This is a genomic window from Microbacterium sp. GXF7504 (genome assembly GCF_054798235.1).
On the sequence record NZ_JBSJZI010000003.1, the window covers coordinates 202,028 to 224,808 of the forward strand.

Below are 22,781 nucleotides of genomic sequence, written 5' to 3' on the forward strand. Positions count from 1 at the left end.
CTTCGACTCGTGAAGATCGTCTCCAACCTCGTGTGGGGCCTCTGGCTCCCCATCGTCCTCATCGCCGTGTGGTGGTTCGTCTCCGCCGGCTCGACGAACCTGTTCATCCCGCCGCTCTCCCGCATCGTCGAGGTGACGGTGCGCGACATCGCCAACGGCACCCTCGTGGTCGCCGCGGGGACGAGTCTGCTGAACCTCGCGATCGGTCTGCTCATCGCGATCGTCGTCGGCGTGGCGGTCGGGCTCATCCTGGGTGAGACCCAGCGCCTCCGGCTCATCCTCGACCCCTACATCCACTTCTTCCGCTCCGTGCCGCAGTCCGCGCTCGTGCCGCTCATCATCGGTGCGCTCGGCATCGGCTCGCTCCCGAAGATCTACGCGGTCGCCTTCGCCTGCGTCTGGCCCATCCTGCTGAACACGATCGACGGCACCCGCGGTGTCGAGGTCGGCGTCCGCCGCGTCTCCAAGGTGTTCGGCATCCCGCGGATGCTGTACTACCGCCGCGTCGTGCTCCCCGGCGCCATGCCCCAGATCGTCGCCGGCATCCGCGTCGCGCTGCCCATCGGCATCGTCGTCATGGTGGTGAGCGAACTGTTCGCCTCCAACATCGGCCTCGGCTTCTACATCCTCAACTCGTCCAGCACCTTCAAGATCCCGGAGACCTGGGGCGGGGCATTGCTCGTCGGCGTCATCGGCTACATCCTGGTCATGCTGTTCGCGGTGGCCGAGAAGCGCCTCCTGTCCTGGTACTTCCGATCGGGCGCGCGGTGAGCGCCCACGCTTCGCAAGGAGACCTCATGATCACCCCCACCGCCAACACCATCCACACCGGCACGCTCCGGACCAGCTCCGGCGAGGTGCTGCTCAAGGTCGACGGCATCACGGTCGGCTACGGCGACGGCGCCAACGAGAAGCGCATCCTCGAGAACCTCAGCCTCGAGGTCGGCCAGGGCGAGTTCGTCTCGATCGTCGGCCCCTCCGGCGTCGGCAAGACGACGCTGCTGAAGGGCCTGTCGGGGCTGCTGAAGCCCAAGCTCGGCACGGTCGCCGTCGACGGGCAGACGATCAACGGCCCGCACCCGTACATCGCGGTCGTGTTCCAGGACTACTCGCGCTCCCTCATGCCGTGGATGACGACGCGCGAGAACATCGCCTTCCCGCTGCAGGGCAAGGGCGAGCCGAAGGCGATCCGCAACAAGAAGGCCGATGAGGCCCTCGAGGCGGTCGGGCTCGGCGGCCAGGGCGACAAGTACCCGTGGGAGATGTCCGGCGGCATGCAGCAGCGCGTGGCGATCGCCCGTGCGCTCGCCTACAACGCCAAGGTGCTCCTCATGGACGAGCCCTTCGCGTCGGTCGACGCCCAGACCCGGTTCGACCTCGAGGACCTCGTCATCGACCTGCGCGAGAAGCTCGGCGTCACCATCATCCTCGTCACCCACGACGTCGACGAGGCGATCTACCTCGCCGACAAGGTCGTCGTGATCGCCGGCAAGCCCGCCACGGTCGTCGACGTCATCGAGACCGGCTTCGGCACGCACCGCGACCAGGTGGCGACCAAGGCCGACCCGCGCTTCCAGGACGCCCGCGGCCGCATCCTCACCCGCCTGCGCAAGTAGCACCCCGGATCGACGGCCCCGCCCCCTCCCGAGGGGCGGGGCCGTTCCGCGTGCCCGGGCCGCATCCGGGATGCGGCAGTCGTGTCACATGGAGAGGGGCGCCCACCGTGGCCGGCGGGCGCCCCTCGTCGTGCGCGCTGCGTCAGGTCGCGGCGATGTGCTCGCGCGCCGGGAACAGCCCGTGCGAGCGGAACTCGCTGAAGTCGTAGATCGACCACTTCGTCGCCCAGGCGCGATCGTCGGCCGGCCAGACGATCGGCGGCCGCTCGTCGTCGTAGATGTGCTCCAGGTCGGTGTAGAGCTCCACGACGGCGCCGGTGGGCTCGACGTAATAGGCGGCGATGTTGTGCCCGGCGCCGTGACGCACCGGGCCCATGAGCAGGCGTGCGCCGTGCTCGTGCAGCCGGTCGCCGAGCTTGCCGAGGTCGGCGATGGACTGCACCTGCCACGCGTGGTGGTGCATCCATCCCTTCCCCTTCATGAGGGCGACCCCGTGGTGCTCGGTGTTGCAGCGGAGGAAGTACGCGAAGTCGTCGCCGATCACGTCGGACACCCGGAACTCGAGGACGTCGGTGAAGAAGGCGAGCATGGCCTGCAGGTTCTGCGGATGCAGGTTGACGTGGCCGAACCGGTCGGGGGCGTGGCCCGAGGGGATGACCTGGGCGGCCTGCGGGCCGATGTAGATCTCGAACACGAAGTCCTCCGGACCGAGGAACGCGAAGCCGTCCTCCACCCCCGGATGCAGTGGCGTGGCGCTGAGCATCGGGTAGCCCGCATCCGTCACCCGGCGGCGGACGGTGTCGAGTCCCTCCTTGCCCGCGGCGACGAGGCCGATGTGTCCGACGCCGTTCTCCGGCGCGTCGAGGTAGACGAGTTCGTGGTGGAGCTTGGCCGCGCTCGAGAGGTAGACGGCGTTCCCGCTCCGGGCGGTCTCGACCAGCCCGAGGATGTCGCGGGCGTGGGCGACGGCGCCCTCGATGTCCGCGGATTGGAGCGAGACGTAACCGATCTCGCTGATGACGCCGAATCCCATGGCTGCTCCTGTCGTCGATGACGGGTGCGGACGACGATGCCCGCCTGATAGTGCACAACTCTATCAGGAATGCATAATCGCGACCAGGGGTGGGGTCAGCTCGTCAGCGCCTCCGGGCGCAGGCCCACCTCGAGGATCATCTCCATGGTGCGGGTGTAGTGGGCGCGCAGGAGTGAGGCGGCGAGCTTCGCGTTCCGGTCGAGGACGGCCTGCAGGATCTCGCGGTGCTCCTCGTCCATGTCGCGCTCGATGAACGGCGCGCCCTCGGCGGCCCAGCGCCGGTACAGCGCGTTCGTGTCGGAGAGGTTCGTGCACAGGTCGAGCAGGACCGGCAGCCCGCACGCGGAGAGCAGTCGCGCGTGGAACACGTTGTGTGCGTCCATCCAGTCCGGATTGAGGGTGCCGTCCTCGGTGTACCGCTCGGTGCGTTCCAGCGTGTGGTGCGCGGCGAAGACCTCGGACTCCCACTGCAGGTCGCCGCGCTCGATCGCGAGCGCGATGCCGAACTCCTCCGAGATGCAGCGGAGCTCGTTGAAGTCGCGGAGCTCGCCGAGCGAGAGGCGCGGCACGAAGAACCCGCGGTTCGGCTTCAGCTCGACGAGCCGGTCGCCGGTGAGGCGGGTGAGCGCCTCGCGCACGACCGTGCTGCTCGTGCCGTAGAGCGTCGAGAGGGCCACGAGCTGCAGCTTCTCGCCCGGTGCCCACCGTCCGGCGAGGATGTCGCGCCGGAGCTGCTCGCGCACCTCGGTGCTGAGCGTGTCTGCATCGCCTCGTTTCGCCATATGTGCAATATACGGCGATTTCGCCAACTTATGTCGGTTTCCTCCGTGAGATGGAATAGTCAGATTATGCATTGCAGGTTGACGAATGCATAAGTTCGCGTAGGCTGTCGGGTGCGGGCGCACCGTCGGCCCGCATCCGCGACCCGGCGTCGCGGACGCCGCCCTGTCAGAGAGGACACCATGCGATACGCCAGCTACCGCGCCGCGAACGGCCAGCCCACCTGGGGCCTCGAGCAGGACGGCGTCCTCCACGACCTCGGCCCCTCCGGGCTCGGGGTCGCGCCCACCCTCCGCGAGGCCGTCGTCGCCGGTGCGCTCGAGACGCCGCCGTCGCTCGAGGGCGCGCCCACCCAGGCCGTCGAGGGCACCGCGTTCGACGCCGTGCTGAGCGGCATGAACAAGGTCATCTGCATCGGGGTGAACTACCGCACCCACAAGGAGGAGACCGGACGGGCCGACGTGCCGCATCCGACGGTCTTCACGCGCTTCGCCGACACGCTGTGGCCGCACGGCGCCGACGTCACCATCCCGGCGGAGTCGACCCAGTACGACTACGAGGGCGAGGTCGCGCTCGTCATCGGCACGCCCGCGTACCGCGTCTCGCGCGAGGACGCCTTCGACCACGTCGCCGGCTACGCCGTCTTCAACGACTTCTCCGCCCGCGACTGGCAGCGCCACACCGGGCAGTGGATCCCCGGCAAGAACTTCCCCGAGTCCGGCACGTTCGGCCCCTACTACGTGCCCGCCGCCGACATCGACGACATCGAGGCGCTCGAGATCACCACCAGGGTGAACGGCGACGTCCGCCAGCACGCGGCGCTCGCCGACCTCATCTTCGACATCCCCGCGCAGATCGAGTACGTCACGACCTTCACCCGCCTCGAGCCGGGCGACGTGATCGTCACCGGCACCCCCGGCGGCGTGGGGCTGTTCATGGACCCGCCGACCTTCCTCGAGGACGGCGACGTCGTCGAGGTCGAGGTCACCGGACTCGGCACCCTCGTCAACCGCATGGTGCGCCGCTGACCCACGGGTCGGCAGCGCCGATGCGGTCGGGAATCGACCAGGAGGAACAGTGGAGCACACGAGCCGCCCCCGCGAGCGCGAGGTCATCGTCGTCGGTGCCGGCCCCATCGGGCTGGTGGCCGCGCTGCTGCTGGCCGATGCCGGCGTGCGCACGACGCTCATCGACCAGGTGGAGCGTCCGACCGACCTGCCGCGCGCGATCAGCCTGCAGGACGAGTCGTTCCGCACCTTCGCGCAGCTCGGCGTCGCCGACGCGCTGAAGGCGGAGTCGCTGCTCGACACCGGCAGCCGCTACTACGGCCTCGGCGACCGGCTGCTGCTGGAGGCCAAGCCCGTGCCGTCGCGGCTCGGACACCCCGCCAAGACGCAGTTCGACCAGCCGATCCTGGAGCAGCTGCTCTGGGACCGCGCCGTCGCGCACGAGGGCCTGGAGTTCTTCCGCGGCGCGCGGGTCACCGGCGTCACGAACGACACTGAGGGGGTCTCGGTCACGGTCGAGACCGGTGACGACCGCCGCATCCTCACCGCCGGCTGGCTCATCGGCGCCGACGGCGGCAAGAGCTTCGTGCGCTCCGCGCTCGGCATCGACCTCGTCGGCACGACCCAGCCGCAGCGGTGGATCGTCGTCGACCTGCTGAACGAGACCCGTTCGCTCGACCCGTTCGCGGAGTTCCACTGCGACGGCCGTCGGCCGTACGTGCTGGTCCCCGGCGTGAAGGGCCGGCTGCGGATCGAGTTCATGCTCTTCGACCACGAGGATGCGGACGAGATGACGCGTCCGGAACGCATCGAGGAACTGGTGGTCCCCGCGTTCCGGTCGTCGCTGGATCCGGCCGACGTCCGCCGCGCGGTCGTGTACGTCGCGCACCAGCGCATCGCGCGCACCTACCGCCAGGGCCGCGCGTTCCTCATCGGCGACGCCGCCCACCTCATGCCGCCGTTCGCCGGGCAGGGCCTGAACGCGGGCGTCCGCGACGCGACGAACCTCAGCTGGAAGCTCATCGAGGCGATCCGGGGCGGCGCGACCGAACGGCTGCTCGACAGCTACGAGACCGAGCGGCGCACGCACGGCGCGAACATGGTCGCCGTCTCCCGGCGGATCGGTGCCGTCGTCATGGCGACGAACCCGGTCGCCACGCGGGCGCGCGACCTCGGCGTGCGTGCGCTGAGCCTGCTGCCGAAGGTGCGCGACTTCCTCGCGAACATGCGGTTCATCACCCCGGCCGATTACACGGCCGGGGTCGCCGTGACGACGCCGACGACCCTCCCCGGCGTCGCCACGGGCCGAGCCCTCAGCTCGCCCGAAGTGGTCGACGCGGGCGGAGGCCTCCGTCGGCTCGACGACCACCTCGGCACCGGCTGGGCGCTGCTGCAGATCGGTGGCCGCGTGCCCGGGCTGTGCAAGCGCGACGCCTACTGGGACGGCATCGGGGCGACCACGCTCCGCATCCTCGCCCCCGGCCGCGCCGTCGCCGACGGCGAGGTCGCCGAGACCGCACCCGCGCTCACCGTCGGCGCGGGCGACGAGGCCGTCTTCGTCGCCGTCCGTCCCGACCGCTACGTCGCCGCGCTGTTCACCGCCCCCGACGAGGCGCAGGTCGTGGCGGAGCTGCGCGGCTACCTCGACGACCGGGCACGTGCCGCCCGGCTCGTCCTTTCGGACTGATCCCACCACCAGGAGGAATGATGAACGCGACCCCGACGCAGGTGTCGGAGGCGCCCGTGCGCGCCCCGCACGGCGATCTCTACTGGATCGACGAGTACCCGGCGATCACCGAGTCCGACGAGGAGCTGCGCGCGTACGTCGCGAAGGCGGAGCTGCCGGTGCTGCTCGCCTCGCTCGCCGCCGCCCTGCGCGACACCTCGATCCTCGAGGACGCGATCCGGCCGCCGCTGCCGCCGATGGGCCCGTACCTGGAGCTGCACGGCGGCATGAGTGCCGAGCAGCAGGCGCGCGCGCGGGAGGTCGGATTCGAGGCGCTGCGCCGGCTGCGCGACCAGGCGATCCGATCCGTCGACACGCTGCCCGTCGGCCTCACGGACGAGATCCTCGACTGGTTCACCGGCGGCCGCACCCGCGACCCCGGCTACGAGGGCCAGATCAAGCACGAGCTCGACATCGCCCCCGACCGCAACGGCGCACCCGGCTGGCGCTTCGAGGACCTCGCCGCCGGGCGGCCGTTCGAGGTGCTCATCGTCGGTGCGGGCATCTCCGGCATCGCGGCGGCCTGGCGCCTGCAGGAGGCGGGGGTCCCGTTCACCTGGATCGAGGGCTCGCACACCCTCGGCGGCACGTGGTGGAAGAACCACTACCCGGGGGTGCGCCTGGACACCCCGACCTACGGCTACAGCTTCTCGTTCGCCCAGCGCACCGACTGGCCGCACCAGTTCGCGCAGGGCCACGAGGTGCTCGAGTACCTCAAGGACACCTTCACCCGCGCCGGCTGGGACGACGAGACGGTCGAGTTCGACACGAAGCTCGAGTCCGCCGTCTTCGACGAGGAGCGCGGGCTCTGGCGCGCCACGACCCGCACCTCGGACGGACGCACGCAGGAGCGCGAGTTCCAGGCGATCATGACCGGGGTGGGGCAGCTCGACCACCCGTTCATCCCGGAGTGGCCCGGCCAGGAGTCCTTCACCGGCGCGCAGATGCACTCCCAGGAGTGGGACCACGACGTCGACCTCGCCGGCAAGCGCGTGGCGGTCGTCGGCACCGGCGCGAGCGCCTACCAGATCGTCCCCGCGATCGTCGACGACGTGGAGCAGCTGTACGTGTTCCAGCGGAGCGCCCCCTGGATGCTGCCCGCGCCGACGTACCACGACCTCATGAGCGACGCGGCCCGTTGGCTGCACGCGAAGGTGCCGCACTACGGCCACTGGTTCCGGCTGTGGGTGACCGCCGGGGGCATCGACGGGCGCCTCCACATCGCCCGCGCCGAGGAGGGCTGGGAGGGCGTGCCCCACAGCGTCTCCCGCGCCAACGAGGAGTTCCGCCAGGCCATCCTCGAGCGCTACCGCGAGCAGTACGCCGACCGCCCCGACCTGCTCAAGATCGCCATCCCGAGCTACCCGCCGTCCGCCAAGCGGATGCTTCGCGACAACGGCGTGTGGGCGCGGGCGCTGAAGTCGCCGCAGACGCGCGTCATCACCAGCGGTCTCGCGTCGTTCGACGAGACCGGGATCGTCACCGGTGACGGCGAGCGGCTGGACGTCGACGTCGTCATCTACGCGACCGGGTTCCGTCCCTCCGACTACCTCGACCCCATCCGCATCGTCGGCCGGGGCGGTCGGGAGATCCACGACTACTGGGGCGGCGACGCGAAGGCGTTCGCGGGCATCACGGTGCCGGGGTTCCCGAACCTGTTCATGCTCATGGGCCCGAACACCGGCGGCGTCGTCGGCGGCGCGCTCCACTTCATGATCGAGCGGGCGGCCGAGTACGCGGTGAAGTCCATCCGCACCCTGCTGGAGCAGGACGCGAAGGCGCTCGATCTCACGCAGGAGGCCCTCGACCGGCACATCGCCTGGGTCGACGCGGAGAGCCGGCGCATGACCTGGGGCCAGTCGTACGTGAAGACCTGGTACCAGAACCGGTTCGGCCGGGTGTCGCAGGTCTGGCCGTTCCGCACCAGCGAGTACTGGCTCATCACCGAGCAGGTCGACCTGGACGACTACGAGCTGCTGCGATGACCCGGGCGGCGATCGACGTCGTCGCCCGCTACGGGGTCAGGCAGGACGCATCCGACCGCTTCTCCGAGCTCTCGGCCACGGTGCCGCCGTCCGAGGAGACGGCGCCGGCGGCGTTCCCGCAGCGACCGGGCGGCCTCGACCGGCTCCTCGGCGGCGCGAACGGCGAGCTGCCGCAGCACGAGGACGCGTTCCTGGTGCGCGTGCAGGCGCCCGAGGACGCCGACGGGCTGCCGGTCGTGGTCTTCGTGCCCGGCGGCGGCTTCCTCTCCGGCGCCGGGTGCGCCAGGTGGTTCGACGCCGCCGGCTTCGTCGCCCGGCACCGGGTGGTGCTCGTCACCGTCACCTACCGGATCGGGGTGCTCGGGATGCTGGGTGCGGGCGCGCCCGACCCGGCCGACGCGCAGCGGCCCGTCCGCGACGTGCTGCAGGCGCTTCGCTGGGTGCGTCACCGCATCGGCGACCTCGGCGGCGACCCGGAGCAGGTCACGCTCGCCGGGGATTCCGCCGGCGCGTGGATCGGCTACGCCCTCGCGACCACGCCCGCGGCCGCCGGCCTGTTCCGCCGTGCGGCGCTCATCAGCCTGCCCTGGGACCCGCCGCTCGCCCCCGAGGTGTACGCCGCACGCGCCGCATCCGTGCACGACGCGGTCGCGGCCGACGGCGGGCTCGCGGCGGTGTCCGCCGAGCGCGCGCTCGACGCGCAGGGCGAGCTGGCGCGCGCGTTCGCCGGCAAGGGGATGCCGCTGCTCCCCGCGGCAGGTGGCGACCTGCGGGCCGACCTCCACGATTTCGCCGCGAGCGCGAGCCGGCTGCACGTCGAGTCGCTGCTGCTCCTGTCGACCGCGGAGGAGGCCGCGGCGTTCCTGGGCCCCGCCCCCGACGCCGCCTTCACGGACGCCGCCGTCGAGGGCTTCCTCGGGGCGCGCTTCGCCGAGCCGGTCGCCGCCGCCGCCTGGATCGCGGCCAAGCGCGCGGCCGCGACGCCGAAGGAGCGGATGATCGAGGCGATGACGCTGCACCAGTTCCGGCTGGCGCACCTCGAGCTCGCCGCCGCGGCGACCGCCGCCGGCGTCCGGGTCAGCCTCGGCGGGTTCGCCGTGCAGAGCCCGTTGCCCGGCGCCTACAGCCCGCACTGCATGCCGCTGCCGTTCCTCTTCGGCAGCCGGGACTCCTGGGACGACGCGCCCATGCTCGACGGGCTCGACGACGCGGTGTTCGACGCCGTCTCGGACGCCCTCGGCGGCTGGTTCGCGGACTTCGCGTTCGGGTACCCGCACGCCGTGTTCGACCCCGAGGCGCCGCTGCGCCGCGAGTTCGACGGGGGAGAGGTGCGCGACGTCGCCCCCACCGAGCGGTGGCTCACCGCCGTGAGATGAACGGATGCGGGAACGGATGAAGGGGGCGGCCGGACGGCCGCCCCCTTCATCCGTTCGTGCGGTCAGCGCCGCGGCGCGCCCGCCCACAGGATCTCGTCGAGCGGCTTCGGCTCGGTGACCGTGCCGTACGCGACGACCTGATCGATCGCGACCGTCACGGCGTCCTCGTCGATCGCGAGGCGCATCGGCGGGATCGAGGTGGACACCTCGTCGACCGAGGTCTCGGCGATCTCGGCGCGCACCTCGAGGACCGTGTCGAGGTTCGCCGGGTCCTCGTAGACCTCGATGCCGCGCTGCAGCGCCTCCAGGAACGCGGCCGCCTCCTCCCCGTGCTCGGCGAGCCACGGGCTGCTCGCCGCCCACAGCGTGATGGGCACGTCTGCGCGCGTCTCGCGCACCGGGTTCGCGATCACGACGTTCTGCGGGTCGGCCGTCAACTGCGAGTAGAACGGCTCGGAGGGGAAGACCGCATCCACCTGCCCCTGTTCGAGGGAGGCGCCCATCCCTGCGTAGGGGATGGCGACGGCGGTGACGTCGTCACGGGAGAGCCCCGCCTCGGCGAGGGCGCCGTAGAACTCGATCGTGCCGCCGGCGCCGAGGGAGTCGAACGCGACCGTGCCGCCCTTCAGGTCGGCGAGCGAACCGTGGCCGCTGCCCTCGCGGACCAGCACGCCCGACGTGTCGATCGTGTCGCTGACGACGGAGTTGCCGGCCACGACCTCGATCGGCATCCCCTCGGCGGTGGAGGTGACCACGGTGTCCCAGGCGGCGACGATGATGTCCGCCGAGCCGCCCAGGGCCTGCGCGATGTTGTCCTGCGGGGCGCCGCCGCGCTTGACCGTGACGTCGAGGCCGACCTCCTCGAAGTAGCCGTTCTGCTCGGCGATGACGAGCGGCTCGTAGGCGATCGCGGCGTACAGCACCGTGATCGGCTCCAGCTGCGCGTCGGCCTCGCCGGACGCGGTGTCGGCGGCGGTGCAGCCGGTGAGCGCCAGCGCCGCCGCCGCGGCGGTGACGAGGACCGGACGGATGCGGCGGGTCAACGCGCCGCCTCCACCGCGCCGCGGCGGTTCGCGGGCCAGACGCCCTGCTTGCCGGGGGAGAGGATGCCGTTCGGGTCGAGGGCGTCCTTCAGCCGCTCCTGGAAGCGCATCGCGGCGCCGTCGTTCCACGAGAACCCGGCCGCGATGTCGTCCATGTTGTCGATGTGTCCGCGGTACGGCGTGTAGCCGCGGGCGAGCGCCGCATCCGACACCGCCCGGTACAGCGCGCGGGCGCGCTCGAGCTGCTCCGCGTTGCCGTTCTCGAAGAAGATCATCGTGACGTGCACGAGGTGGCGCGCGTACACGTGGTAGCCGATGTACAGGTCGAAGCCGTATTCGGCGTACAGCGCCTTCACCTCGCGGTAGAAGTCGTACACCTCCTCGCCGCGGGCGGGCAGGAGCGGCGCGAGGTCGGTGTGCCCGCCGTCCTCCGCGTACCAGCTGACGCTGCTGAGCCCGGCGAGCGTCGGGACGCCGGCCATCGTGGTCTGGTCCTTCACGTCGATCTCGTCGTAGGTGACGGGGGCGCCGTCCTTGCCCTCGTACACGCGGACGTCGACGGAGAAGCCGGGCAGGTCGAACGCCTCCCGGATGATGCGGATCCGCTCACGGATCATGCCGGGGTCGCCGTAGAGCGCGAAGCGGGCGTTCCAATGGCCGACGCCCATCTTCTCCTTCATCTCCTCGACGACGTCGTCGGGGATCGCACCCTCGCCCTGGTACCAGCGCGAACGCGGGCCGTTGAAGGTGCCGGCGCGCACGACGTTGCCGACGAGGCAGTTGTTCTGGAAGATCTCGCGGCGGCGGAGGTCCGCGATCCTGTCGACGAGGATCGTCACGTCGTCGACGTCCTGCACGCGGATGTCGCCCGAGGCGAACGCCTCCGGCCAGGGCATCAGCCAGATGCCGGCACGTACGACGATGCCCAGGCCCGACTGCGTGAACAACTGGTCGACGTTCGGGCCGAACCCGCCCTTGAAGATGTTCGCGAGGGGGCTGTCCTCGAGGCCCCACATCCCGGTGCGCAGGAGCGAGCCGTCGGGGAGGACGACCTCGAGGCCGCACAGCTGCTGCACGTGGTCGCCGTAGGGCGACATGCCGTACCCGCGGTCGAGGGCGTTGCCGAGCACGGAGCCCCAGCCGAGCGCGGGCACCGAGACGAAGAGCGGGAGCCTGCGCTCCTGGATGTGGTCGAACAGGTCGAAGAACGTCACCCCCGGTTGGATGACGGCGTAGCCGAGCTCGCCGTCGACCTTCTCGATCGTGTTCATGCGGCTGAGGTCGAGCACCACCTGGTCGGGGGTCCGCGGCGCGGCGCCCCCGTAGCCGAGGTTCTTGCCGCGCGAGACGGTCCACAGCGCCGTGCCGGTCTCGTTCGCGAGCCGGACGAGCGCCTGCACCTCCTCGGTGGAGCCGGGGCGGACCCCGGCGGCGGCGGGTGCGTCCGGATGCAGGGCGTACGGGTCGGCGTAGCCCTGCTCGAGGTACGGATGCCCGTCGTCCGGCTGGAGCACGTGCTCCGCGCCGATGATCTCGGCGGCGCGGGAGAGGAACGTGGAGCGTGCGGTGTCGTCGGCATGGTGGGACATGCATCCATCGTCCGTCGGGGGTATTCTCACGTAAATAGGCGAATTCAGTCGATGAACGTCGATTCTGCTGAACATGCCTCGCGTGGACGGAAGGAGTCGCCGTGGACATCCGGGGGAACCCCAGCATCACGCTGCGGCAGCTGTGGCACTTCGTGACCGCCGCCGAGGCGGGCACGATCAGCGAGGCCGCGCGGCGGCTGCACATGGCGCCGTCGGCGATCTCGATGTCGCTGTCGGAGCTGGAGCGGCTCACCGGCACGCAGCTGTGCGTGAAGCGGAAGGCGCACGGGCTGACGCTCACCTCCGCCGGGCAGGCCGCGTTCCAGCAGGCCCGGCAGATCCTCGACCTCACCGAGGAGCTCGTGCACCTCTCCGGCGACGACCGGTCGCTCGTGCGCGGCCCGCTCTCGGTCGGCTGCTACATGCCGCTGGCCCCGGCGGTCATCCCGCACATGCTCCGCGCGTTCGCGGAGGAGTGCCCGGAGGTCGAGGTGAGCTTCGTCGAGGCGTACCACGACGACGTGCAGGAGCAGCTGCTCGCGGGGGCGATCGACGTGGCCTTCCTCTACGACGCGGGGCTGGATCCCGACATCCGGACCCTGTCGCTGCTGTCGGTACGGCCGCACCTGCTGCTCGCCGAGGACCACCCGCTCGCCGACCGCGACGACGTCACGCTCGCCGACGTCGCGGACGAGCCGTTCATCCTCTTCAGCGCGCCGCCGATCTCGACGCGCGTGCTCGACCTGTTCCGCGACGCGGGGCTCACCCCCGAGGTGCGGCACCGCTCCCGCAGCTACGCGACGGTGCGCTCGCTCGTGGGCGCGGGGATGGGGTACTCGGTGCTGTTCCAGCGGCCCGAGCTCGACCTGTCGTACGCGGGCCTGCGGGTGGTGTCGAAGCCGCTCACGCAGCGGGTGGACCCGCTCCCGTACGTCGCGCTCGCCTGGGCCCGGGACATGCGCCCGAACGCCCGCACCCGCGCCTGGCTCGACGTCGCCCGCCAGAGCTTCCGCGCCGACGGCCTGGAGGGCTGACCCCGTCCGCCCCGACCCGCCTGAACCGCGAGACTGCACCGGGTCGCCGAGACAGCGGGGTTACCCCGCAGTCTCGGCGGTCGGATGCAGTCTCGCGGTCCGGGCAGCGGCGCGCGGCGTCAGTAGGAGGCGCGGGCGGTGCCGTCGGATGCGGGGATGAACGTCTGCGCGAGGCGCTCGGCGCCGCGGGCGGCGATGCCGACGTCGGCGCCGACGAGCAGGAACGCGGCGCCGGCCTCGGCGTACGCCTTCGCGGTCGACTCGACGAACGCGTTCACGCCCACCGGGGTGCCGGCGGCACGCACGCCGGCGAAGGCGCGCTCCACTGCGGCGACCACGTCGGGGTGCGTCTGCTGGCCGATGAGGCCCATGGATGCGGCGAGGTCGCTCGGGCCGACGAACACGCCGTCGACGCCGGGCACCGACGCGATCGCCTCGGCGTTCTCGACGCCCTCGATCGTCTCGATCTGCACGATCACCGACGTGTACTCCGCGGCGTTGCGCAGATAGTCGTCGACGCGGTTCCAGCGGCCGGAGCGGGCGAGCGCGTTGCCCACGCCGCGGTGCCCCTTCGGCGGGTACGACGCGTGCGCGACGGCCGCGGCCGCCTGCTCGGCGTTCGAGACCATCGGCACCATGATCGTCTGCGCGCCGAGGTCGAGCACCTGCTTGATCCACACCGCGTCGTTGACCGGCACCCGCACGATCGTGGTCACCGGGTAGGCCGCCGTGGTCTGCAGCAGCACCTGCACGGTCTCGAGCGAGACCGCACCGTGCTCCATGTCGATCATGAGCCAGTCGAGGCCGGCGCCGGCCATGATCTCGGCCATGACGGGGGAGCCGGAGCAGACCCAGCCCCCGAACAGGGCGCGGTCGGACTCGGCGATCCGGTGGCGGAGGGTGGGGGTCAGAGGAAGCGGCATGAGATGGTCCCCATCGGTCCGTAGTCGCAGAGCACGCTGTCGCCGCGGGAGACCCACATCGGGCGGGTGAACGACCCGGCCAGGATGATCTCGCCGGCCTCGAGCCGTGCACCGTGCTGGTGGAACTTGTTCGCGAGCCACGCGACGCCGGTGGCCGGGTGGTTGAGGACGCCGGCGGCGACGCCGGTCTCCTCGATCGTCTCGTTGCGGTACAGCAGCGCCGAGACCCAGCGCAGGTCGATCTGGTCGGGCCGCATCGGGATGCCGCCGAGCACCATGCCGCCGTAGGCGGCGTTGTCGCTGATGGTGTCGACGATCGTGCGGCCCTCGAGCTCGATGTGCGAGTTCAGCACCTCGAGCGCGGGGGTGACGTACTCGGTCGCGCGCAGCACGTCGAACAGCGTGCAGTTCGGACCCTCGAGCGGCTCCTTCAGCACGAAGGCGAGCTCCACCTCGATGCGCACGTTCGAGAACGCGTCGAACGGGATGACGGACCCGTTCTCGTACACGGTGTCGTCGAACATCACGCCGTAGTCCGGCTCGCTGATGCCGGTGGCCTGCTGCATCGCCTTCGAGGTGAGGCCGATCTTGCGGCCGACGAGGCGCCGCCCGGCGGCGACCTGCGTGTCGCGCCACTTGCCCTGGATGGCGTACGAGTCCTCGACCGTCGCCTCCGGGTATCGCGCCGTGATCCGCGGGATCACGCTGTGCGCGCGGTCCGCCTCGGCGAGTTCTGCGGCGATCGCGTCGATCGTTGCAGCATCCAGCATCCGTCTCTCCTTCAAGCCGTTTCCTCGATCATGCCGTAACGCGCGCGGGTGCCGGGGCGCGGACCCCGGCACCCGCGGTGCGTCAGAGCTGGTGGCCGAGCTTGTACTCGCCCTGCTTCCACTCCGGCATGGACTCCTCGCCCTGCTCGGGGCGCGTGTACGAGAAGCCGTCGGCGCCGATGGTCACGGCCATCTCGCTCGAGTCGGTGCGTGCGACGACCGGCTGCGGGTTGCCGTCGAGGTCGAGCACGAGGCTGCCGTCGGTGTACCAGCTCGGGACCACGGGGTTGCCCCACCAGTCGCGGCGCTGGTTGTCGTGCACGTCCCAGGTGACCACCGGGTTGTCGGGGTCGCCGGTGTAGTAGTCCTGCGTGTAGATCTCGACACGGTGACCGTCGGGGTCGCGCAGGTACAGGTAGAACGCGTTCGAGACGCCGTGGCGGCCGGGGCCGCGCTCGATCGCGTCCGAGCGGCGCAGGGCGCCGAGCTTGTCGCAGATCGCGAGGATGTTGTGCTTCTCGTGCGTCGCGAAGCACACGTGGTGCATGCGGGGGCCGTCGCCGCCGGTCATGGCGGTGTCGTGCACGGTGGGCTTGCGGCGCATCCACGCGGCGTACACCGTGCCCTCCTCGTCCTGGATGTCCTCGGTCACCCGGAACCCGAGGTCCTGCATGTACTTCACGGCGCGGGGCACGTCGGGGGTGATCTGGTTGAAGTGGTCCAGGCGCACCAGCTCACCGGGGATGTGCAGGTCGTAGCGCCACGACATCCGCTCGACGTGCTCGGTCTGGTAGAAGAACTCGTACGGGAAGCCGAGCGGGTCCTCCACGCGCACCGAGTCGCCGATGCCCTTCGTGAAGCCCTCCGGGCGGCGCTCGACGCGGCAGCCGAGCTCCTCGTAGAAGGCGACCGCGAGGTCGAGGTCCTCGGGGGTGCGCACGCGGTACGAGAACGCGGCGACCGCGGCGACCGGGCCCTTGCGCAGCACCAGGTTGTGGTGGATGAACTCCTCGGTGGAGCGGAGGTAGATGACCTCGTCGTCCTCCTCGGTCACGTACAGCCCGAGGATGTCGACGTAGAACTGGCGGGATGCGGCCAGGTCGGTCACCACGAGCTCCATGTACGCGCAGCGCAGCACGTCGGGGGCGGGCGAGGTGGGCGTCGGGAACGGGTTGTCCGTCTCGATCGGGGCCTCCTGCGAGACGTAGAAGCCCGAGGAGGTGAGGGTGCGGTCTTTCATGTCGGTCATGTCAGCGTCCTTGCGATGATGCGGCGGGGCCTCAGTGGGCGCCCTGCTTGCCGAAGGTGGGGTTGTGGACCTCGCCGAGCGTGATGTGCACGGCCTGCTGGTCGGTGTAGAAGTCGATCGAGCGGTAGCCGCCCTCGTGACCGAGGCCCGACGCCTTCACACCGCCGAAGGGGGTGCGCAGGTCCCGGACGTTGTTGGAGTTCAGCCACACCATGCCGGCCTCGATGTTCTGCGCGAAGTTGTGCGCGCGCTTGAGGTCGTTGGTCCACACGTAGGCGGCCAGGCCGTACTTCGTGTTGTTGGCGAGGGCGAGCGCCTCCTCCTCGGTGTCGAAGGGCGTGATCGCCACGACCGGACCGAAGATCTCCTCCTGGAAGATCCGGGCGTCGGGGGAGACGTCGGCGAACACGGTCGGCGCGACGAAGTTGCCGAACTCGAAGCCCTCGGGCTGGCCGCCGCCGGCGACGAGCCGCGCCTCGGACTTGCCGATCTCGACGTAGCTCATGACCTTCTCGAAGTGCTCCGGGTGCACGAGCGCGCCCACCTCGGTCTCCTTCTCGTGCGGGTAGCCCACCTTCACGCGCTTCGCCTGCGCGGCGTAGCGCTCGACGAACTCGTCGTAGACCGAGCGCTCGACGAGGATGCGGGAGCCCGCGGTGCAGCGCTCGCCGTTCAGCGAGAAGACGCCGAAGATGGTCGCGTCGATCGCGGTGTCCAGGTCGGCGTCGGCGAAGACGATCGCCGGGCTCTTGCCGCCGAGCTCCATCGACAGGCCCTTCAGGAAGGGCGCCGCGTTGCCGAAGATGATCTGGCCGGTGCGGCTCTCGCCGGTGAACGAGATGAGCGGCACGTCGGGGTGCTTCACGAGCGCGTCGCCGGCGTCCTCACCGAGGCCGTTGACGAGGTTGAACACGCCCTTGGGCAGGCCCGCCTCCTCGAAGATGCCCGCCCACAGCGACGCGGACAGCGGGGTGAACTCGGCCGGCTTCAGCACGACCGTGTTGCCGGTGGCCAGCGCCGGACCGAGCTTCCACGACTCGAGCATGAACGGGGTGTTCCACGGCGTGATGAGCCCCGCGACGCCGATGGGCTTGCGGTTGACGTAGTTGATCTGGCGGCCGGGCACCTTGAAGGTGTCGTCGGCCTGGGCGACGATCAGGTCGGCGAAGAAGCGGAAGTTCTCCGCGGCGCGACGCGCCTGACCGAGCGCCTGGGTGATCGGCAGGCCGGAGTCGAACGACTCGAGCTCGGCGAGGCGGGCGTCGCGCGACTCGACGATGTCGGCGATGCGGTGGAGCACGCGCGAACGCTCGCGCGGCAGCATCCGGGGCCAGGGGCCCTCGTCGAAGGCGCGCTTGGCGGCGGCGACGGCGCGCTCGATGTCGGCCTTCTTGCCGGCGGCGGCGGTGACGTAGACCTCGTTGGAGACCGGCTCGAGCACGTCGAACGTGTCACCGTCGATCGAGTCGACGAACTCGCCGTCGATGTAGTGACGGATGCGGTCGGGAAGGTCGGCGGGCACGTGGCGGCCTGCCGCGGTGATGGTGTCGGTCATGATTCCTCCGGATCGGTGGGCACGGTGTCGTGGTGGCGGGCGGCGATGAAGGCGTCCATCGTGCGCCAGCGGTGGTTGCGGGCGGCGAGCTCGATCTCGAGCGGGTCGGCGCCGGAGCGGATGAGGTCGACGATCTCGGCGTGCTCGGCCACCGAGTGGTGCGCGCGGCCGGGTACGAACGCGAACGAGCTGTCGCGCAGGTTCGCCATGCGGTTCCAGCCGCGGTGCACGAGATCGAGGATGTGCGGGTTCGGGCACGGCTCGAACAGCACGGAGTGGAACTCCTGGTTCAACCGGGTGAACTCGTGCGGGTCGAGGTCGTCGAGCAGGGCCGTCATGCGGTCGTTCACGGCCGCGGCCCGGTCGAGGTCCTCGGCGCTCAGCAGCGGCGCGGACAGCGCGGTGGCCGAGCCCTCCACGAGTCCGAGCGTCTGCATCGAGTAGACGTACTCGGTCTCGTCGAGGTACGCGACGCGGGCGCCGACGTTCCGCTCGAAGCTCACGAGCCCCTCGGCCTCCAGCCGGCGGATCGCCTCGCGGACCGGGACGACGCTCATGTCGAGCTCGTCCGCGATCGCACCGAGCACGAGCCGGTGGCCGGCGGCGTACTCGCGCTGCGAGATGCGGGCGTGCAGCCAGCTGTACGCCCGCTCCGACTTGGAGGGTGCGTTCACGCCCGCTCCGCCTCGTAGCGCTCGCGCCACTGCGCGTTCATCGGGAAGAGCCCGTCGACCGGGTGGCCCTCGGCGACGCGGGCGGCGACCCAGGCGTCCTCCTCCTCCTGGGCGATCGCCGCGTCGACGACCTCCTCGGCGATCGCCGGGGGGAGCACGATGACGCCGTCGCGGTCGCCGACGATGATGTCGCCGGGCTGGACGGTGGTGCCGCCGCATCCGATGGTGACGTCGACGTCCCACGGGACGTGCTTGCGGCCGAGGACGGCGGGATGCGCGCCCTTCGTGTAGATCGGGAGGCCCACCGCGGCGACCGCGTCGTAGTCGCGCACGCCGCCGTCGGTGACGATGCCGGCGGCGCCACGGGCCTGCGCGCGGATGGCGAGGATGTCGCCGAGGGTGCCGGAGCCTGCCTCCCCGCGGGCCTCGATGACGATGACCTCGCCCTCGCCGACCGCGTCGAACGCGCGCTTCTGCGCGTTGTAGCCGCCGCCGTGGCTCTTGAAGAGGTCTTCGCGGCCGGGGACGAACCGCAGCGTCTTCGCGGTGCCGATGAGCTTGGCCTCGGGGTGCATGGGGGAGACGCCGTCGATCGTGACGTTGTTCAGGCCGCGCTTGCGCAGCTGGCCGGACAGCCCCGCGACCGGGACGCGCTCGAGCTTGGCGCGCAGTTCCGGGGTGAGGACGGATGCGGCGGCCTCGACCGGCGGGAGGCCCGCGGCCTCACGGGAGCCCCACGCGTCGGCGCGCTGCGCGTCGTCGGCGGCGGGAAGGGAGCCGAGGTCGGGGTCGAACGCGCCGTCGCCCTGCACGACGGTGGTCACGAGGCGGCCCGAGGAGGGGCCGCCCGGCACGTCCACCTCGACCTCGACGACGTCGCCGGGGACGGCGACCGAGGAGCCGGCGGGGGTGCCGGCGAGGATGACGTCGCCGGTCTCGAGCGTGAAGTGCTGGGCGAGGTCCGCGACGATCTGCGCGATCGGGAAGATGAGCCCCGCGGTGGAGTCGTCCTGCTTGAGCTCGCCGTTCACCCAGGTTCGCACCCGGAGGGCGGCGGGGTCGACGGTGCGGGCGTCGATGAGGGCGGGCCCGATCGGGGTGAAGCCGTCGCGGCCCTTCGAGCGCACGTTCGAGCCCTTGTCGTTGGCGCGCAGGTCGTAGACGCCGAAGTCGTTGGAGGCCGTGACCCAGCCCACGTGCGACCAGGCGTCCTCGATCGTGACGTTCCGGGCGGGCTCGCCGATGACGACCGCGATCTCGCCCTCGTAGGCCAGCAGCTCGGTGCCTGCCGGCCGCTCGATGGTGCTGCCCGAGGCGGCGACCGAGCTCGCCGGCTTGAAGAAGTAGGACGGGTGCGCGGGACGGCGACCGCGCTGGTCGGCACGTGAGGCGTAGCTCAGGTGGACCGCGATGATCTTGCCGGGGCGCTGGGGGAGTCCGGCGAACCGGGGGTCCGTCGTGGTGGTGTCAGTGCTCATGAGCTCCCTCGCTCTTACGTCGATGGGGCGATCGTATACGATCCCCGCCGGTCGGGCAACCGGGCCGCGGGCGTATATGATCACCTGGCGGATTCGTATATGATCTGTCGGATCCAGCGGCAGCGCGCCCGTTCCTCCCCCCAGGACCCGCCTTCAGGACCCCCGCCCACCAGGCGGCCGGTGCGGCTCGCCGACCCGAAATCGAACACCCCGACAAAGGAGTCCCCGCGCATGAGCGCATCCTCCCCGTCCGGCTTCACGCCGACCGGAACCATCTCGTCCGCCGCCGACCGGCGCCGTGTCGTCTTCGCCACGGTGGTCGGCACCACCGTGGAGTGGTACGACTTCTTCGTCTACGCCTCCGCAGCCGGACTCGTCTTCGGCACGCTCTTCTTCGCCCCCGCCGGTGAGCAGTTCGCGCAGATCCTGTCGTTCATCACGGTGGGCATCAGCTTCCTGTTCCGTCCGCTCGGCGCGTTCCTCGCCGGCCACCTCGGCGACAAGTACGGCCGCCGCCTGGTCCTCATGATCACGCTCATCCTCATGGGCGCGGCGACCACGCTCGTCGGCGTGCTGCCGACATACGCGGCGATCGGCATCGCGGCGCCGATCCTGCTCATCTTCCTCCGCGTGCTGCAGGGCATCTCGGCCGGTGGCGAGTGGGGCGGCGCGGTCCTCATGGCCGTCGAGCACGCCCCCAAGACCAAGCGCGGCGCGTTCGGCGCCTCGCCGCAGATCGGCGTGCCGCTCGGCCTGCTGCTCGCGTCGGGCATGATGGCGCTCATGTCGGTCGTCGCTCCCGGCGACGCGTTCCTCGAGTGGGGCTGGCGCATCCCGTTCCTGCTCTCGTTCGTGCTGATCATCATCGGCTACTACATCCGCCGGAACGTCGAGGAGAGCCCGGTGTTCGCCGAGCTCGCCGAGCGCAAGGAGACGACCAAGGCCCCGCTCGCCCGGGTCTTCCGCAAGCACGCGCTGCTCGTGATCATCGCCGCGCTCGTGTTCGCCGGCAACAACGCCGTGGGCTACATGACCACGGGCGGCTATATCCAGAACTACGCGACCGACCCGGCCGGTGCCGTCGGCCTCGAGCGCGGTCCCGTCCTGCTGGCCGTCACCGGTTCCGCCGTCACCTGGCTGGTCTTCACGTGGCTCTCGGGCGTCGCGAGCGACAAGATCGGCCGCCGCAACACCTACATCATCGGTTGGGTGCTCCAGGGCGTCGGCGTGCTCGCGCTCTTCCCGCTCGTGAACACCGGCAACGTGTGGCTGCTCTTCCTGGGCCTCGCGCTCCTGACGCTCGGCACCGGCTTCACCTACGGTCCGCAGGCGGCGCTGTACACCGAGCTGTTCCCGGCCTCCATCCGGTTCTCCGGCGTCTCGATCTCGTACGCGATCGGCGCCATCCTCGGTGGTGCGTTCGCGCCGACGATCGCGCAGGGCCTCGTCCAGGCCACCGGCACGACCGCCTCGGTCACCTGGTACCTGCTCGGCATGACCGCCATCGGCCTCGTCGCGACGCTGCTGCTGCGCGACCGGCCCGGCATCCCGCTCGGCCCCGACCACGAGGAGGAGCAGGCGAAGAGCCCGATCTACGGACTCTCCAAGGCCTGACCCGCCGCACACGAGAGGGCGCCGCATCCGTCATGGATGCGGCGCCCTCGTCGTCCGCTCGGTCGAGTTGCCTCAGATGTACGCCGAAACCGGGGTTTCGCGTACATCTGAGGCAACTGGATTCAGTCGCGGATGAAGGGGTCGTCGAGCGGCGTCCCCGGTCCGTAGGGGCCCGCGAAGAGGTTCGCGCCCTCGGCGGTCATGACGGTGCCGGATGCCACGAGGAACCCGTCCCGGTCGGTGAGCGCGTCGATCGCGGCCACGGCGAGGCGTCCGTCGCCGTGGGCGACGGTGAGCTGCCAGTGCTCGCCGTCGGGGACGATCGCCGGGTCGGCGAGGGTGACGTCCATGATGCCGCCGTGCGCGGTGAGCCGCACCGAGCCGCTGAAGGTGTGGCCGTCCCCGTCGGTGCCAGGGAACGCGAACCCGGAGGGCTCCTTCACGACACCCGTGGTCTCCACCGCACCGCCGCCCATGCCGCGCACGTACGCGAGCAGCGACGCCTTGACCCCCCACACCAGCGTGCTCATCCGCATCCTCTCGTCATCGGGCGCCCGGGTGCGCCGCCGGTCCAGGGTACCGGCGCCGGGGCGCCCGCTCAGCCCTCGACGGCCGCGCGGACCGCCGCCACGGCGCGCTGCAGCCGGGAGGCGATCGTCGCCGGGTCGTCCGGGCTCGCGAGGTGCACGACGGTCAGCGATGCGGGCCGCCGCCCGCGGAGGGGGAGGGGCACCGAGACGGCCTGCACGGTGGGCAGCACCTCGTCGCGGCTCGTCGCATAGCCGCGCACGGCGACCTCGGCGAGCTCGGCGCGGAGCCGCTCGGACACCTCCGCCGGCCACTGCTCCGGCGGGGTGCACGCGAGGATGGCCTTGCCCGCCGCGCCCACGGTGACCGGATGCCGCGCGCCCGCCCGCTGCGCGACGGACGCGACGTTGTGCCGCGGCTCCACGCTCGCCAGCGTGATGCACTCGTCGCGGTCGAGCACGCCGAGGAAGCACGTCATCCCGAGCTCGTCCGCGACGGCGCCGAGCTCGGGCATCGCGGCGGACTGCAGGTCGGCGGCCACGGCGGAGGCGAGCGCGGCCATCCGCGGGCCGAGGCCCACGCGTCCCGTCGCATCACGGAGGACGAGCGCGTGGTCCTCGAGCGTGCGCAGGAGTCGATAGGCGATCGACCGGTGCACGTCGAGCCGGCGGGCGATCTCGTCGATGGCCAGGGGTTCGCGCGCCTCCGCGAGCACCTCGAGGATTCGGATGCCACGGCTCAGCGTCTGCGATCCGGAGCCCTTCGCCGTCGGTCCAGCGCTCATCGGCACTCCTCGTCGTG

At 71.1% G+C, this 22,781-nt stretch carries 20 protein-coding genes; 8 read left to right on the top strand and 12 right to left on the bottom strand.

All coding sequences use genetic code 11. The features are described 5' to 3' along the window. The first annotated feature begins 9 nt into the window (after window positions 1–9). Together ACWAUO_RS08470 and ACWAUO_RS08475 are read left to right on the top strand one after the other, a co-directional pair. On the top strand, window positions 10–771 hold the full coding sequence (locus ACWAUO_RS08470) for an ABC transporter permease (RefSeq protein ID WP_460774657.1): 762 nt from the start codon (window positions 10–12) through the stop codon (window positions 769–771). Between the two features lie 26 nt (window positions 772–797). Beyond that, window positions 798–1,616, top strand: coding sequence for an ABC transporter ATP-binding protein (locus ACWAUO_RS08475; protein ID WP_460774658.1), 819 nt, complete (start codon window positions 798–800; stop codon window positions 1,614–1,616). 142 nt (window positions 1,617–1,758) lie between these two features. Here ACWAUO_RS08475 and ACWAUO_RS08480 read toward each other — a convergent pair whose 3' ends face one another. Both ACWAUO_RS08480 and ACWAUO_RS08485 read right to left on the bottom strand, forming a co-directional pair. After that, window positions 1,759–2,649: a VOC family protein gene (locus tag ACWAUO_RS08480; RefSeq protein ID WP_460774660.1), complete on the bottom strand. Its 891-nt coding sequence runs from the start codon at window positions 2,647–2,649 to the stop codon at window positions 1,759–1,761. A gap of 95 nt (window positions 2,650–2,744) precedes the next feature. Continuing rightward, window positions 2,745–3,431, bottom strand: coding sequence for a GntR family transcriptional regulator (locus ACWAUO_RS08485; protein WP_460774661.1), 687 nt, complete (start codon window positions 3,429–3,431; stop codon window positions 2,745–2,747). Between the two features lie 180 nt (window positions 3,432–3,611). Here ACWAUO_RS08485 and ACWAUO_RS08490 point away from each other — a divergent pair, with 180 nt between their 5' ends. Genes ACWAUO_RS08490 through ACWAUO_RS08505 form a run of 4 tightly spaced genes read left to right on the top strand, consistent with a single transcriptional unit; the run spans window position 3,612 to window position 9,523 of the window. Further along, window positions 3,612–4,457: a fumarylacetoacetate hydrolase family protein gene (locus tag ACWAUO_RS08490; protein ID WP_460774663.1), complete on the top strand. Its 846-nt coding sequence runs from the start codon at window positions 3,612–3,614 to the stop codon at window positions 4,455–4,457. A gap of 49 nt (window positions 4,458–4,506) precedes the next feature. Continuing rightward, window positions 4,507–6,123 (top strand): FAD-dependent monooxygenase, encoded by a 1,617-nt coding sequence (locus tag ACWAUO_RS08495; protein ID WP_460774664.1) that lies wholly within the window; start codon window positions 4,507–4,509, stop codon window positions 6,121–6,123. A 20-nt stretch (window positions 6,124–6,143) separates the two neighbouring features. Then, the gene (locus tag ACWAUO_RS08500; RefSeq protein WP_460774665.1) at window positions 6,144–8,147 is read left to right on the top strand and encodes a flavin-containing monooxygenase; all 2,004 of its coding nucleotides are present in this window, start codon (window positions 6,144–6,146) and stop codon (window positions 8,145–8,147) included. Continuing rightward, window positions 8,144–9,523, top strand: coding sequence for a carboxylesterase family protein (locus ACWAUO_RS08505; RefSeq protein WP_460774667.1), 1,380 nt, complete (start codon window positions 8,144–8,146; stop codon window positions 9,521–9,523). The genes ACWAUO_RS08500 and ACWAUO_RS08505 overlap by 4 nt, the downstream gene beginning before the upstream one ends. Before the next feature lie 62 nt (window positions 9,524–9,585). Here the strand turns inward: ACWAUO_RS08505 and ACWAUO_RS08510 are convergent, their stop codons facing one another. Together ACWAUO_RS08510 and ACWAUO_RS08515 are read right to left on the bottom strand one after the other, a co-directional pair. Beyond that, window positions 9,586–10,566, bottom strand: a complete 981-nt coding sequence (locus tag ACWAUO_RS08510; RefSeq protein WP_460774668.1) for an ABC transporter substrate-binding protein — start codon at window positions 10,564–10,566, stop codon at window positions 9,586–9,588. Continuing rightward, window positions 10,563–12,155: an FAD-binding oxidoreductase gene (locus tag ACWAUO_RS08515; protein WP_460774670.1), complete on the bottom strand. Its 1,593-nt coding sequence runs from the start codon at window positions 12,153–12,155 to the stop codon at window positions 10,563–10,565. Before ACWAUO_RS08515 ends, ACWAUO_RS08510 begins: the two co-directional genes overlap by 4 nt. Before the next feature lie 101 nt (window positions 12,156–12,256). Between ACWAUO_RS08515 and ACWAUO_RS08520 the strand changes: the two genes are divergently transcribed. Then, entirely contained in the window at window positions 12,257–13,189 is a 933-nt protein-coding gene (locus ACWAUO_RS08520) for a LysR family transcriptional regulator (RefSeq protein ID WP_460774671.1), read from the top strand. Window positions 13,190–13,308: 119 nt separating this feature from the next. Here the strand turns inward: ACWAUO_RS08520 and ACWAUO_RS08525 are convergent, their stop codons facing one another. The 6 genes from ACWAUO_RS08525 to ACWAUO_RS08550 form a co-directional block, all read right to left on the bottom strand. After that, window positions 13,309–14,112 carry an HpcH/HpaI aldolase family protein gene (locus ACWAUO_RS08525; RefSeq protein ID WP_460774672.1) on the bottom strand — a complete coding sequence of 268 codons (804 nt, stop codon included), beginning with the start codon at window positions 14,110–14,112 and terminating at the stop codon, window positions 13,309–13,311. After that, complete coding sequence (gene hpaH / locus ACWAUO_RS08530) at window positions 14,097–14,882, bottom strand: 2-oxo-hept-4-ene-1,7-dioate hydratase (RefSeq protein WP_460774674.1); 786 nt, start codon at window positions 14,880–14,882, stop codon at window positions 14,097–14,099. Before hpaH ends, ACWAUO_RS08525 begins: the two co-directional genes overlap by 16 nt. 82 nt (window positions 14,883–14,964) lie before the next feature. Beyond that, entirely contained in the window at window positions 14,965–16,131 is a 1,167-nt protein-coding gene (gene hpaD / locus ACWAUO_RS08535; RefSeq protein WP_460774675.1) for a 3,4-dihydroxyphenylacetate 2,3-dioxygenase, read from the bottom strand. 31 nt (window positions 16,132–16,162) lie between these two features. Beyond that, window positions 16,163–17,686, bottom strand: a complete 1,524-nt coding sequence (hpaE, locus tag ACWAUO_RS08540; protein ID WP_460774676.1) for a 5-carboxymethyl-2-hydroxymuconate semialdehyde dehydrogenase — start codon at window positions 17,684–17,686, stop codon at window positions 16,163–16,165. Continuing rightward, window positions 17,683–18,360, bottom strand: coding sequence for a GntR family transcriptional regulator (locus ACWAUO_RS08545; protein ID WP_460774678.1), 678 nt, complete (start codon window positions 18,358–18,360; stop codon window positions 17,683–17,685). The genes hpaE and ACWAUO_RS08545 overlap by 4 nt, the downstream gene beginning before the upstream one ends. Then, complete coding sequence (locus ACWAUO_RS08550; protein ID WP_460774679.1) at window positions 18,357–19,838, bottom strand: fumarylacetoacetate hydrolase family protein; 1,482 nt, start codon at window positions 19,836–19,838, stop codon at window positions 18,357–18,359. The genes ACWAUO_RS08545 and ACWAUO_RS08550 overlap by 4 nt, the downstream gene beginning before the upstream one ends. Window positions 19,839–20,069: 231 nt before the next feature. On the opposite strand from ACWAUO_RS08550, the gene ACWAUO_RS08555 reads away from it, so the two are divergent. Further along, window positions 20,070–21,452, top strand: coding sequence for an MFS transporter (locus ACWAUO_RS08555; protein ID WP_460774681.1), 1,383 nt, complete (start codon window positions 20,070–20,072; stop codon window positions 21,450–21,452). A 122-nt stretch (window positions 21,453–21,574) separates the two neighbouring features. Here ACWAUO_RS08555 and ACWAUO_RS08560 read toward each other — a convergent pair whose 3' ends face one another. Continuing rightward, window positions 21,575–21,982, bottom strand: coding sequence for an HtaA domain-containing protein (locus ACWAUO_RS08560; RefSeq protein WP_460774683.1), 408 nt, complete (start codon window positions 21,980–21,982; stop codon window positions 21,575–21,577). Between the two features lie 68 nt (window positions 21,983–22,050). Then, window positions 22,051–22,764, bottom strand: coding sequence for an IclR family transcriptional regulator (locus ACWAUO_RS08565; RefSeq protein ID WP_460774684.1), 714 nt, complete (start codon window positions 22,762–22,764; stop codon window positions 22,051–22,053). Window positions 22,765–22,781 lie beyond the last annotated feature (17 nt).